Source organism: Ruegeria sp. N4 (assembly GCF_056531425.1).
This window is the reverse complement of sequence record NZ_JBQFLT010000005.1, coordinates 92,850-105,832: the sequence shown is the minus strand read 5'-3', so window position 1 is coordinate 105,832 and position 12,983 is coordinate 92,850. Positions and strand designations below refer to the sequence as shown.

9 protein-coding genes are annotated in these 12,983 nt (G+C 61.2%); 5 read left to right on the top strand and 4 right to left on the bottom strand.

The features are described from left to right. Positions 1–31 precede the first annotated feature (31 nt). Positions 32–1,018 (top strand): type I glyceraldehyde-3-phosphate dehydrogenase, encoded by a 987-nt coding sequence (locus ACR0LW_RS09905; RefSeq protein WP_480882523.1) that lies wholly within the window; start codon positions 32–34, stop codon positions 1,016–1,018. 101 nt (positions 1,019–1,119) lie between these two features. On the opposite strand, the gene ACR0LW_RS09900 is transcribed toward ACR0LW_RS09905, so the two are convergent. Continuing rightward, the gene (locus ACR0LW_RS09900) at positions 1,120–1,608 is read right to left on the bottom strand and encodes an ureidoglycolate lyase (RefSeq protein ID WP_480580143.1); all 489 of its coding nucleotides are present in this window, start codon (positions 1,606–1,608) and stop codon (positions 1,120–1,122) included. Further along, complete coding sequence (gene puuE, locus ACR0LW_RS09895) at positions 1,605–3,023, bottom strand: allantoinase PuuE (protein ID WP_480882521.1); 1,419 nt, start codon at positions 3,021–3,023, stop codon at positions 1,605–1,607. Before puuE ends, ACR0LW_RS09900 begins: the two co-directional genes overlap by 4 nt. A gap of 163 nt (positions 3,024–3,186) precedes the next feature. On the opposite strand from puuE, the gene uraH reads away from it, so the two are divergent. Continuing rightward, positions 3,187–3,543, top strand: a complete 357-nt coding sequence (gene uraH, locus ACR0LW_RS09890; protein WP_480580137.1) for a hydroxyisourate hydrolase — start codon at positions 3,187–3,189, stop codon at positions 3,541–3,543. A gap of 195 nt (positions 3,544–3,738) precedes the next feature. Here the strand turns inward: uraH and ACR0LW_RS09885 are convergent, their stop codons facing one another. Further along, entirely contained in the window at positions 3,739–4,662 is a 924-nt protein-coding gene (locus tag ACR0LW_RS09885) for a LysR family transcriptional regulator (RefSeq protein WP_480580134.1), read from the bottom strand. Positions 4,663–4,758: 96 nt separating this feature from the next. On the opposite strand from ACR0LW_RS09885, the gene ACR0LW_RS09880 reads away from it, so the two are divergent. From ACR0LW_RS09880 to ACR0LW_RS09870, 3 genes are all read left to right on the top strand, one after another. After that, the gene (locus tag ACR0LW_RS09880; protein ID WP_170454375.1) at positions 4,759–5,982 is read left to right on the top strand and encodes a urate hydroxylase PuuD; all 1,224 of its coding nucleotides are present in this window, start codon (positions 4,759–4,761) and stop codon (positions 5,980–5,982) included. Positions 5,983–6,126: 144 nt separating this feature from the next. Continuing rightward, positions 6,127–7,932 (top strand): BamA/TamA family outer membrane protein, encoded by a 1,806-nt coding sequence (locus ACR0LW_RS09875; protein WP_170454377.1) that lies wholly within the window; start codon positions 6,127–6,129, stop codon positions 7,930–7,932. Beyond that, positions 7,929–12,341, top strand: a complete 4,413-nt coding sequence (locus tag ACR0LW_RS09870; RefSeq protein ID WP_480882519.1) for a translocation/assembly module TamB domain-containing protein — start codon at positions 7,929–7,931, stop codon at positions 12,339–12,341. Before ACR0LW_RS09875 ends, ACR0LW_RS09870 begins: the two co-directional genes overlap by 4 nt. On the opposite strand, the gene ACR0LW_RS09865 is transcribed toward ACR0LW_RS09870, so the two are convergent. Continuing rightward, positions 12,338–12,850, bottom strand: coding sequence for a thioesterase family protein (locus ACR0LW_RS09865; RefSeq protein WP_480882517.1), 513 nt, complete (start codon positions 12,848–12,850; stop codon positions 12,338–12,340). The two genes, ACR0LW_RS09870 and ACR0LW_RS09865, sit on opposite strands and share 4 nt — an antisense overlap. Between the last annotated feature and the right edge of the window lie 133 nt (positions 12,851–12,983).

The following is a 12,983-nucleotide window of genomic DNA, read 5'->3' as shown; positions in this document are numbered from 1 at the left end:
GATCGCCTGATCTGCCTGCCATAGCTTGCGCATGAAACTCGCGATCAACGGATTCGGCCGCATCGGCCGCACGATCCTGCGGCAGGTTCTGGCCCAGCCGCAAGGATCAGATATCGAGCTGGTGCTGATCAACGATATCGCACCGCTGGACACCTGTGCCTATCTGTTCAAATACGACAGCACCTTTGGCCCCTATGCGGGGGACGTGTCCGCTGGTGACGAAGCCCTGATCATTGACGGGCGCACGGTGCCGATGACGCACAGTTCCGATCTGGCGAATATCGATCTGTCAGGCGTTGACGTCCTGCTGGATTGCACCGGCATTGCACGCTCATCCGATGTCGCCGGCCGGGGGCTGACGGCTGGCGCGCGCAAGGTGCTGATCTCGGGCCCTTCGCCTGCGGCTGAACTGACGGTGGTTTTGGGTGCCAATGAGGATCAGTTGGGTGATGCCAGCATCGTCTCGAACGCATCCTGCACCACCAATGGCCTCGCGCCGCTGGTTCGGGCACTGGATCAGATCGGCGGCATCGTCTCGGGCCATATGACCACTATCCACTGTTACACCAACAGCCAGCCGATGGTCGACGCGCCGCGCGGCGATCTTGCGCGTTCGCGCGCAGGGGCGCTGTCGATGGTGCCGACCACGTCCAGCGCGACCCACCTGATCGACGTTGTTCTCCCGCATCTGGCCGGACGGATTTCGGGCGCAGCGGTGCGGGTTCCAACCGCCAGCGTTTCGGCGGTGGACCTTGTGGTAACGCTCGGGCGCGGCATGAGCGAACAGGCTTTCGACACCGCGTTTCGCGAAGCGGTCGAGGCTTCGGCGGTTCTTGGCTGGACCGATCTGCCTCTGGTCTCGTCCGATCTGCGATCCCGCCCCGAATCGCTGGTTATCGCAGGCCCCGAGACCCGAATGGTCGGCAACAATCAGGTCCGTGTCTTCGGCTGGTATGACAATGAATGGGGCTTTTCCGCCCGCATGCTGGACGTGGCCCGTTTGATGGCGACGGGTTGATCCGGACTGACCGCAGCGGGCGGGCCTGCCCGCGCGCTGCCGGGCCCAACGGGTCAGCGCGCAACTTCGATGCGTTCTGACCGGGCGGGAGCCTTCCGGGGTTAGCCCGCGATCACCTCATAGGGGGTGTCGAACCAGAATTCCTCGAGATTCGCACCCTCACCGATGCGATCCACCACGGCAAACAGGCCCGGACCATGCAAAGGCGTCAGCACCCCATGCCACGTAGCGCGGTGATAGTTCACGGCCTGCCCGGCCCGTGTCATGAAGGCCCTGGGCCGCCCAGGCTGCCCTCCCTCATCGGGTGCTACGACAACCAGAAACGGCTGATGGGTCATCGGGATAAAGGCCTGACTGCCCTCCGGGTGCCGCTCGACCATATCCAGCGCATATGGCAGCGCGCGCGGGTTGGCGTTGAACAGGCTGATCCCGGCGCGCCCGTCAGAGAAATCCAGCAACGCCCGATCATGATACCGGCCACACTGCCCCTGATTGATGATCTTGTCGGCATCGCCGGACCCTTCGATTACATCACCAAAAGGCGCAAATTGCTCAGCGGTCAGCGGCTCGGCAACGATCCGGCGGCTCATGAGGGCAACACGTCCCGCAGCCGGAATTCGGCGATGCGTTCAACCTGACGGCAGGCCTCGGCAAACTCGGTATCGCGATCCTGTTCAATCCGCCGCTGAAAGGCCGCAAGGATTGAAGCCTTGTCATGATCCCGCACCGCAATGATGAACGGAAATCCGAACGTTTCAGTGTACCGCGTATTCAATTCGGTAAAGGCCACGCGCTCCTCATCCGTCAGCGCGTCCAAACCGGCCGAGGCCTGCTCGGACGTGCTTTCCTGCGTCAACCGCTTGGCCTGCGCCAGCTTGCCCGCCAGATCAGGATGCGCTGTCAGAACCCCCAACCGCTCGGGCTCAGAGGCCGACCTGAACATCCGCGCCAAGGCGTTGTGCAACCCGCCTGCGGTGTCATGCGCAGGCCCAAGTTCCAGATCATAGGCCCGCTCGGCAATCCAGGCCGAGTGTTCGAAAATGCCCCCATAGGCTTCGACAAACGCGTCCCGTCCCATCTGCGACGGCTTCGGATGGGATTGCGGCGGGTGGGTCTGTGCCCAGTGCTCGGCAATCTGCAACCGGGTGGCAAACCACACATCCGAGAAGCTGCGCGCGTATTCCAGAAAACGTTTCAACGCCATGACGCGGCCCGGTCGCCCAATCAAACGACAATGCAACCCGATGGATAGCATCTTGGGCGCCCCCGCCTGCCCTTCCTCATACAATGCGTCGAAACTGTCCTTGAGATAGGAAAAGAACTGATCGCCCGCATTGAACCCTTGCGGCGTGGCAAAGCGCATATCGTTGCAATCCAGCGTGTAGGGCACGATTAGCTGATCCCGACCGTCGATCTGTGCCCAATAGGGCAGATCGTCGTCATAGGTGTCGGCGACATAATCGAACCCGCCCTCTTCGGACACCAGACGCACCGTGTTCTCGGAACAGCGCCCGGTGTACCAGCCGCGCGGGCGCTCACCGACGACCTCGGTGTGAAGCCGGATCGCCTCGGCAATTTCGGCGCGCTCCTGCGTCTCGGGCATGTCTTTGTGTTCCACCCATTTCAGCCCATGGCTGGCAATCTCCCAACCGGCGTCTTTCATCGCGGCCACCTGATCCGGCGACCGCGCCAAAGCCGATGCCACGCCGTAAACCGTGATCGGCAGGTCCTGCATCAAGCGATGCAGCCGCCAGAACCCGGCCCGCGCGCCGTATTCATAGATCGATTCCATGTTCCAATGACGCTGCCCCAGCCATTGCGCCGCGCCGACGATCTCGGACAGAAACGCCTCGGACGCGGCATCACCGTGCAGAACGCAGTTCTCGCCACCCTCTTCGTAATTCAGTACGATCTGGACGGCCAGCTTGGCCCCGCCCGGCCATTGCGCCGCTGGCGGGTTGGCACCGTATCCAATCATGTCGCGGGGGTATCGAGGCGGTTGCATGGCGTCTTCCGGTTTTGGATGTTTCGACAGGCTTATCCTAGAAATTCGCCAATGATTATCAAATCAATCCGAACGCTGTTTCCGGTTCTTTCGGCATTTCCCCTGTTTTGATCTTTGCGCCACACTGTGTCACAGCAAAGTGACGTATCTGAGGGAGGCTTTCGTGGCAGGCTATCTGACAACTCATGTTCTGGACACCGCCCGGGGCTGCCCCGCCGCCGGGTTGAAAATCGCGTTGTACAGCGTGTCCGGCAATTCCCATCGCAAGCTGGTCGAGATGGAAACCAATGCCGATGGTCGCACGAACAGCCCGATCCTGCCGCAGGAGACATTCAAGACGGGCACATACGAGCTGATCTTCTTCGCCGGCGATTACCTGCGCGCGACAGGACAAGACGGGGATGACCCTTTGTTTCTGGATCAGGTGCCGATCCGGTTTGGTATGTCCGACCCCGACGCACATTACCACGTGCCCCTGCTGCTTTCCCCTTACGGCTACTCGACCTATCGCGGCAGCTAACCCTCCCGCCGGTCAGAGACCCTTTCAGGGTCCCTTCCCGTTGGGCCCAGCGCCGCGCCCTGCGGGCCCGGCGCGGTTGCGCTTTTATCAATGGCAACGCCACACCCGATCCCGTCGCACCCGCGCCGCAGCACAGCTGCGGCGCCCGGCCCAACGCTGTGCGGTGCCGGAACGGCACAAACAGGGGCGGGAGCGCTACCCGGCTGGCAATTCCGAGTTTCGGACGACTTTTCCGATCCGCTCGATCATGAAATCCATGAACAGGCGCGCCTTGGGGTCCTGATGGCGGCGGTGTGTATAAAGGCACGCCATCTGCACCGGCACGGGCGGCGTATCCTGCGCGACGGCCACCAGACGACCCGCGCTTAGGTGATCGGCCACTTCAAACACCGGCTTCATGGCAATGCCCTGCCCGGACAGCGCCCAATCTGTCAGGACGTCTCCGTCGTCACATTCGAACCGGCCTGACACCGCATAGCGTTTCGGGCCGTCGGCGGTTTCCAGCATCCACTGAAACTCGGTCGCGCCGGGAAAGCGCAGGTTCAGGCATTCGTGTTTGTCCTTCACCAGATCAGCCCCCGTCGCAGGCATCCCCCGCCGCGTGACATAGTCAGGGGCGGCGCACAGCACGCGCTGGCAATCGGCGATTTTGCGGATGCGCAAGGTGCTGTCCTCGGGCTGACCGATGAAAAAGGCCAGATCCAACCCCTCGGTCGTAAGGTCAACGGATCGATCCGTCAGGCGCAAACGCACATCGATTTCGGGATATTCCGCCAGAAAATCAGGCACATGCGGGGCCAGCAACCGCCGCCCCACCCCCAGCGGAGCCGCCACGAACAGAGACCCACGCGGGGCTTCGGTCAGATGCGTCACCTGCGCTTCGGCCTCATCCACCGCATCCAGCACCGCCACCGCGCCGGGGTAAAACGCCTTGCCCTGCTCGGTCGGTGACAGGTTCCGCGTCGTGCGTTGAAACAGACGCACGCCTAGATGATCCTCAAGCTGAGAAATCCGGGCCGAGGTCACGGCGGGTGAAATCCGCAAATCGCGCCCGGCGGCGGACATGCTGCCCAGATCATAAACCCTGACGAAGGTGCGGATATTGTCGAGATAGGACATCTTATCGTTTTTTTTGATACAGTTTGACAATATACGGGAATACCGAAGAAAAGCCCGTTTGCCTAGTGTGGCGGCAACCAATCGGAGACCTCATTCATGTACGACTTTGCCGTGTTCTGGGACTGGATGGCATTTGCCGTGCGCTGGCTGCATGTGATCACGGCCATGGCGTGGATCGGATCGTCCTTCTACTTCATCGCGCTGGATCTGGGCCTGAACCGCAATATCCCCGGCCCTGCGGATGGCGAGGAATGGCAGGTGCATGGCGGCGGCTTCTACCACATTCAGAAATATCTGGTCGCGCCCGAGCGGATGCCCGACCACCTGACCTGGTTCAAATGGGAAAGCTATTCGACCTGGCTCAGCGGTGCGGCGCTATTGATGATCGTCTACTGGGTCGGCGGAGAACTATACCTGATCGACGCCGAAAAGGCCGATCTGGCACTGTGGCAAGGCATTCTGATCTCGGCAGCGTCCCTGACTATCGGATGGCTGGTCTATGACTTTCTGTGCAAATCCGGTCTGGGCGAGCGTCCAACCCTGTTGATGGTACTGCTGTTCGTCCTGCTGGTGGCTATGGGCTGGGGTTACAACCAGATTTTCACCGGGCGCGCGATGATGCTGCATCTTGGGGCGTTTACCGCCACGATCATGACGGCCAACGTGTTCTTCATCATCATGCCGAACCAGCGCATCGTTGTGGATGATCTGAAGAATGGCCGCACGCCCGACCCGAAATACGGCAAGATCGCCAAGCTGCGCTCGACCCACAACAACTATCTGACCCTGCCGGTTCTGTTCCTGATGTTGTCCAACCACTACCCGCTGGCATTCGCGACCCAGTACAACTGGATCATTGCCGCGCTGGTGTTCCTGATGGGCGTCACCATCCGGCACTATTTCAACACCCGCCACGCGCGTGCAGGCAACCCCACCTGGACCTGGCTGGCAACCGCCTTGCTGTTCATCGCCATCATGTGGCTGTCGACCGCACCGATGTATGAACCGATTGAAGAGGCCGAGGCGCAGCCATTGACGCCCTATGAACAGAAATTCGCGGCTGCCGAGGGGTTTGAGCAGGCACATGATATCGTTCTGGGGCGCTGTTCGATGTGTCATGCACGTGAGCCGGTTTGGGAGGGCATCCTTTGGGCCCCCAAAGGCGTTTTGCTGGAAACCGAGGCGGATATTGCCCGCAACGCGCAGCAGATCTACCTGCAGGCCGGTGTGACCCATGCGATGCCGCCGGCCAATGTGACCTTTATGGAACCAGAAGATCGCGATGCCATCATCCGATGGGTCCGCAACGCCGGGCTGTAACGCGGTCACGGATCACGGCAATTCGGCGCATCGCGCGATTAACCCCTTCCCCCAAACGGTTTCAGATGCTCTAACTTGAATTCAAAGAGCCGTGCAGAAACACGGCACAAGAGATTTCGACTCGGGGGCAGTTGGAGCCAACTGATGCAGGGAAGCAAGCCGCGACGCGGTCTGAGATGCTGGCTATTGGGCGCTGTCACCGCCCTTGCGCCAACAACGCTGGTTGCGTTGGAAACCACACTGACCGCCCCCGGAGCCCCCAAGGAAGTTGTCGAGCGCCTGAAAGAAACCTCTTCCGTCGCCACCGCCGAAGATCGCGGGCTGGACACGCCGCTGGAAATTCTGTCTGCCGCCCTGTCGGATTACCGGACGCTGGTACAGATCCTGTATGACGAGGGGTATTTCAGCCCGGTCGTTAGTATCAAACTGGACGGGCAGGAAGCGGCCGAGATGAGCTCGCTCACCGTTCCCAATCAGATCAACCGCGCGGTTATCACAGTGGAAACCGGCCCGACCTTCAAATTCGGCACGGCAGTTGTGCAACCTCTGGCCCCTGACACGGTGCTGCCCGAGGAATTCGCCACCAGCAAGCTGGCCACCACGGGCGCGATCCAACAGGCGGCCTCGGCCGGTGTTCAGGCGTGGCGCGATGCGGGCCACGCCAAGGCAAGTGTGGCCGGGCAACGGGTGATCGCGCGCCATGCCCAGGCGCGGCTGGACGCCGAGATTGATCTGGACCCGGACAGGCGACTGACTTTTGGCCAGATGTTCATCAAGGGCGACACCGATGTTCGTCACCGGTCGATTGAAAAGATCGCTGGCTTTCCCAGCGGCGAGGTTTATTCGCCCGCCAAAATCCAGAAAGTCGGCACCCGCTTGCGCCGCACCGGGACGTTCAACGTGGTGTCCCTGCAAGAGCGTGAGACGCCAAACCCCGATGGGACGCTGGATTTCGACGCAACCTTCGAAGATCTGCCCAAACGCCGTCTGACCTTTGGTGTCGAGCTTGCATCCCGCGATGGTGTCGACGTCACCGCCACCTGGACCCACCGCAATGTCTTTCGCCGGGCCGAACGTCTGCGGTTCGAAGCCGCCCTGCGCAATATCGGCGGGGCCGAGGATCTGGATGGACGCATTGGCCTGCGACTGGATCAACCCGACCGGCTGGGCCCCGACGACAACACCTTCTGGAGCGCGCTGCTGGAGCGTCGAAACACCGACAATTACAACGTGACCGTCGCCTCGCTGGCTTATGGTGCACGGCGCACCTTTTCGGATCAGCTATACGCCGAGGCGTCGGCGGGCTTTCAGTGGTCGAACGCAGATGATGCCTATGGTGACGGGCGCAAGTTCCGGTATTTTATCCTGCCATTCCGATCCGAATGGGATCAGCGCGACAGCAAGGTCAGTGCGACAAAAGGGTTTTATCTGGATTCGCAGGTCATGCCGTTTGTTGGGCTTTCGGGTACGGATACCGGCATCCGGCTGTTCTTTGACGGTCGCGCCTATACCAGCCTTGGAACCGGCGGCCGGCTTGTTCTGGCGGGGCGGGTCCAGCTGGGCTCGGTCATCGGGCCACCACCGGATGGGGTGACGCCGGACTTTCTGTTCTTCTCGGGCGGGGCCGGGACGGTGCGTGGGCAACCGTTTGAAAGCCTTGGCATTCCGGTAGGCACCGGCGTTGCGGGCGGCAAATCGTTCCTGGGCTTTTCTGGCGAGGTGCGCGGCAAGATCACCGACACCCTGTCGCTGGTTGGGTTTTATGACTACGGTATTGTAGACACGTCCTCATTCGTCGGCACCGGGGCCGAGGATCATGCCGGGGCTGGGCTTGGGGTCAGATATGATCTGGGCGGTTTTGGCCCGCTGCGCTTTGACCTTGCCGTGCCCGTTCAGGGCGACACGGGCGACGGGTTGCAGTTCTACATCGGGATCGGACAGGCCTTTTGATACAGCGTCTTTCATACCCCGTTCTGGTCGTCACACTGACCTGCGCGCCGGTTTCGGCATACGCACAGGACGAAGGCGGCAGCATGATCGAGCGGTTCCTGCAGGACACGCTGTCGGGAGACGATCAGAACGTAACTGTAAAAGGCTTGGAAGGCGCGCTGAGCTCACGCGCAACGATAGAAGAGATCACGGTGGCCGATGACGAAGGCGTCTGGCTGACGATCAAAGGGGCGGAACTGGACTGGAACCGTCTTGCCCTGATCCGGGGCCGGTTTTCGGTCAACGCCCTGACTGCGCAAGAGATCGACGTGGCCCGCGCTCCGGGCACTACAACGACCGAGGCCCCACCCCCGTCAGCAGAAACCCAGCCGTTTCAATTGCCGGAACTGCCGGTCTCAATCGAAATCGGCGAGATCCGGATCGATGAATTGGCCTTGGGTGAGCCCTTGATCGGCGTGGCCGCAGAACTGACCGTCACCGGCGACCTTTCATTGGCGGACGGTACACTGGACACAAATCTGGACATTACAAGGCTGGACCGTGCAGGGGATGAGATCACGCTGGCGGCAGGGTTCCAGAACTCGAACAGTCAGATCGATCTGGATCTGAACGTGACCGAAGCTTCGGGCGGGTTGATCTCGACGGCGTTGAAAATCCCCGATAGCCCGCCCATTGGACTGACCGCCAAGGGATCAGGGCCGCTGACCGATTTCACCGCCGATATCGGACTGAGCAGCGACAACCAGCAACGGGTGGCCGGTCAGGTCAGGTTGCGTTCGGCAGCGACCGAGGATGAAACGGCCGAAGACGGGATTGCCTTCACTGCAGACCTAAGCGGTGATCTGACCCCCTTTGTCGCCGACGACATGGACGTATTCTTTGGTCAGGACACGCGCCTGTTTGTCGACGGCAAAACACAGCCCGAAGGCGCGTTGCAGATCAGTGATCTGGATTTCACGTCCCAAGCCCTGAATCTGGAAGGCGAATTGCAATTGGCGGCGGGTGGGACCTTGCAACTGGCCGCATTGCAGGGGCGCATATCACCGCCCAATGGGGAAACTGTTGTCTTGCCAGCCTCGGGCGGCGAAACTTCGATTGAAGCCGCTCAAATCTCGGCCCTGTTCGATCAGGCGAATGGCAATCTGTGGGACCTGAGTCTGACGGCCAACGCGTTCAAATCGCCTCAGATCAGTCTGGACCGGGCACAGATCACCGCGCAGGGCACGCTGGAACAGGGCGATATCGTCAATGTCGATGGTGACGTGCAGGCAGCGCTGAACGGGCTTGATCTGGCAGACCCTGCGATGAACACCGCGCTGGGGGACCGGATCACGCTGGACGGGGTGTTCGACTATGGCAGCGATCAGTCGCTTGACCTGTCGGGGTTCGAGCTGGTGGGCTCGGACTATACGCTGGGCGTCGATGCGCTGATCAGCGGTTTGACCAGCGCGCTGGCCGTGGATGGCTCGGCCTCGCTGGACGCAACGGATCTGTCCCGGTTCTCTGATCTCGCGCAGTTGCAGCTGGGCGGGCAGGCATCAGCCCGGCTGGTGGGCAAAGGCTCACCGCTGGAGGGCAGCTTTGACGTCAAGCTAGAGGTCAAGGGCAGCGATCTGTCCACCGGGCGCGACGACATCGATCCGGTGATCCGGGGCGAGACAACCATCACAGTCGATGCCAAACGCGGAGCCGATGGAATCACCCTGCGCGACTTTACCTTGATTGCGGATGCGGCACGGGCGCAGGCAAGCGGGACGGTCACAACCCCTGATGGCAACCTGTCAATTGACGGTCAGGCCAAACTATCCGCGCGCGATCTGTCAGTCTTTTCCGGTCTGGCGAAACGCGAACTTGGCGGCTCGGTTCAGGCCAGCCTGCAAGGGGCCGGAACGGTTCAAACCCTTGAATTCGACGGCACAGCCAGCGTTACGGCACGCGACATCAAAACCGGGATGGCCGAGATTGACCCCCTTCTGAAAGGCGAAACCATTGTCGAATTCGACGGGGCGCTGTCGCAAGATCAGATCACGATCCGCGAGGCAACGGTCAACGGGAATGCCGTAACGGCCCAAGTCGCGGCGACGATTGACGATCCAACCGGCGACATTGCTTTCGATGGCGCGACCAGTGCGTCTATTCCCGACCTGACGCTGTTCTCGGGCCTTGCGGGCCGCGATCTGGCGGGGTCGGTCAACGCCAGCGTCCAAGGGAGCGGGGCCGTTAAAACGCCTCGGTTTGATGGTAAGGCCAGCATGACAAGCCGGGACATCAAAACCGGGATGGCGGATATCGATCCGCTTCTGACAGGGCAAACTTCGGTCGAGTTTGACGGGGCCGTGTCTGAGGATCAGATTACGATCCGCGAGGCCAAGGTCAACGGAAACGCCGTGACAGCCCAGGTTGCGGCCACGATTGACGATCCCACCGGAGATATTGCGGTCGATGGTACGGCCAGTGTGGATGTTCCAAACCTGTCCTTGTTCTCGGGCCTTGCAAACCGCGATCTGGCGGGATCGGTCGAGGCGCAGCTTCAAGGCAAGGGCGCAGTGGGCAGCAAGGCCTTCGATGTGAACGGCAGCGTCAAGGCAGATGACATCCGCGCGGGGATCGAGCAGGTGGATGCGCTGCTGCAGGGGCGCACGACCCTGACCGTGGATGCCCTGAACGATGAGAACGGGTTGAACATCCGCACCTTCCGCCTGAAAGGAACGGCCCTTTCCGCCAATGCTTCGGGTCAGTTGAGCCGCGAGACCGGGGGGCTGAACTTTACCGCCGCCCTCGACGACTTGGGGCGGTTGTCGGAAACACTCACCGGCCCCCTGAAACTGGACGGCAATGTTGCGCCAACCGGATCGGGGCTGGAAGGCACGGCCAATCTGCAGGGGCCCGACAGCTCTTACGCCAGCCTTGTCGGAACGGTCGATACCGATGGCTCTGCCGATCTGGACTTTGACGCCAGGCTCAACCGGATCGAGCGGTTTGTGCCGGATTTCCCCGGCACCGTCGCGGCAACCGGCAATGCAAAGCGGTCAGACGGGGTCTGGACCATCGACGCCAAGGCTGAAGGACCTGCCGGGATCAACAGCACCGTGGCGGGGACGTTCGACGAAACCGCTGGCACGGCTGATCTGAGGGCACAGGGCGGCGTCAACCTTGGCATCGCCAATATCTTCATCACACCGAACAAGATCGAAGGCGCGGCCCGGTTCGATCTGGCGCTGAAGGGCGCACCGGCGCTTGAGTCCCTAAGCGGGTCTATCACCACATCCGGAACGTCCTTTGCGATTCCAACTGCGGGACAGACGGTGACAGGGATCAGTGGGTCGGTTGATCTGGCGCAAAGCCGCGCCACCATCTCAATGAATGGCGGCATGCGCGCCGGTGGCGGGTTTACCGTGTCTGGCCCGGTCGATCTGACGCCGCCGTTCAACGCCCAAATCACCACCGCATTGAATAGCCTCGTGCTGACCGATCAACTGCTGTATGAGACCACGCTCAACGGTCAGATCGTCATGGCGGGGACTTTGGCCGGAAACAGTTCCCTGTCCGGTCAGATCACGTTTGAGGAAACCAATATCAACCTCGCCGCCGCCTCGGGTGCCGTGGGCGCGGCACCGATCCCCGAGATCACGCATGTCGGCGAAAGCCGCGCGCAATATGTCACCCGGGAACGGGCGCAGTTGGTGGTGAAAGAGGAAGCCGCCCAAAGCGACTCGCGCATTGCGCTGGATATCAGTCTGCTGGCCCCCAAAGCCGTCTTTGTGCGCGGGCGCGGCGTGAACGCGGAGCTGGGTGGGCGGATTAATATCGGTGGCACAACGCGATCCGTTGTCCCCTCGGGCCAGATTGAACTGATCCGGGGTAATTTCGATATCTTGGGCCGCAGGCTGGCCTTGACCAAGGGGATCGTGACACTGCAAGGCGATCTGACCCCGTATATCGAGTTCGAATCGTCTGCCAGCACCTCGGACGGAACCGCCACGATTGAAATCGCCGGACCGCTGGATTCCCCGGAAGTCGATGTATTCTCGGACCCCGAACGCCCCGCCGAAGAGGCGCTGGCCATGTTGTTGTTCGGCAACCGGTTCTCGGAACTCTCGCCGTTTATCATCGCGCAAATGGCCGCGTCGCTGGCACAGCTCAGCGGTGCGGGCGGCGACGCCACCAAGGGGCTGCGCGATTCTACCGGCGTCGACACCATCGATATCGGCGCGACCGAGGGCGGCGCAGGTCGCCTGGGCGCGGGCGCGTATCTCAGCGACAATCTCTACACGGACTTCACCGTCAACACCGAGGGCGATACCGAGGTGAACCTGAACCTGGACGTGAATGATAACTTTACGGTCCGGGGCACGGTCGATGGCCGGGGCGAAACCGGCATCGGCCTGTTCTTCGAACGCGATTACTAACGGCGAATACCGATTGGGTGATCGATCTGAGAGGCGCTCTCCAAGGTTTTGTGGTCCTCCACCATCCGCGCCAGGCGCGCAATGGCCCAATCCGGATAAGCAACCGACCGCCCGGTCTGATGGCTGACATTCATGAACAGCGCCTCTTGCGTCGCGCAGACGGCGTCGTCTTCCTCTGAGATCATCTGAGCGAAATAGTGGCCGCGCTTGTGATCGGCGTCCAGCAATCGGAACCGAAAGTAGAACGGCGCGCCAGCGATCACCTCACGCAAAAAATGCAGATGGGCCTGCAGAATGTACGGCCCCTGCCCGTAGGCCTGTACCTGAGGTTCACCAAGGCCCAGATGCTCGACCAGCAGAACCTCGAAGGCATTATCGAAGGCGACACCGTAATAGCCCACATTCATATGGCCGTTATAGTCGATCCATTCCGGTTTCACGTCAAAGCCCCAGATTTCCACTGGTGCCGGGTAAGGTCCGTCATATCCGGACAGGGGGCTATTGGTCATCTCATGTCGTCTCCGCTGGGTCAGAATATGAGGCCGACAAACTTCCCGTCTGTCCAGTATGGAAGTGCGTGACCGCAACGCTGCGCTACCTACGTGGGGTAAAATTCAATCCTTTCTCAAAAAGTAAAAAATC

Bases quoted from the DNA above. Each gene is read 5' to 3' on its own strand.
- ACR0LW_RS09880 (WP_170454375.1), top strand. From the start codon at position 4,759: ATGTACGACTTTGCCGTGTTCTGGGACTGGATGGCATTTGCCGTGCGC.
- ACR0LW_RS09885 (WP_480580134.1), bottom strand. From the start codon at position 4,662: ATGTCCTATCTCGACAATATCCGCACCTTCGTCAGGGTTTATGATCTG.
- ACR0LW_RS09905 (WP_480882523.1), top strand. From the start codon at position 32: ATGAAACTCGCGATCAACGGATTCGGCCGCATCGGCCGCACGATCCTG.
- puuE (WP_480882521.1), bottom strand. From the start codon at position 3,023: ATGCAACCGCCTCGATACCCCCGCGACATGATTGGATACGGTGCCAAC.
- ACR0LW_RS09900 (WP_480580143.1), bottom strand. From the start codon at position 1,608: ATGAGCCGCCGGATCGTTGCCGAGCCGCTGACCGCTGAGCAATTTGCG.
- ACR0LW_RS09875 (WP_170454377.1), top strand. From the start codon at position 6,127: ATGCAGGGAAGCAAGCCGCGACGCGGTCTGAGATGCTGGCTATTGGGC.
- ACR0LW_RS09865 (WP_480882517.1), bottom strand. From the start codon at position 12,850: ATGACCAATAGCCCCCTGTCCGGATATGACGGACCTTACCCGGCACCA.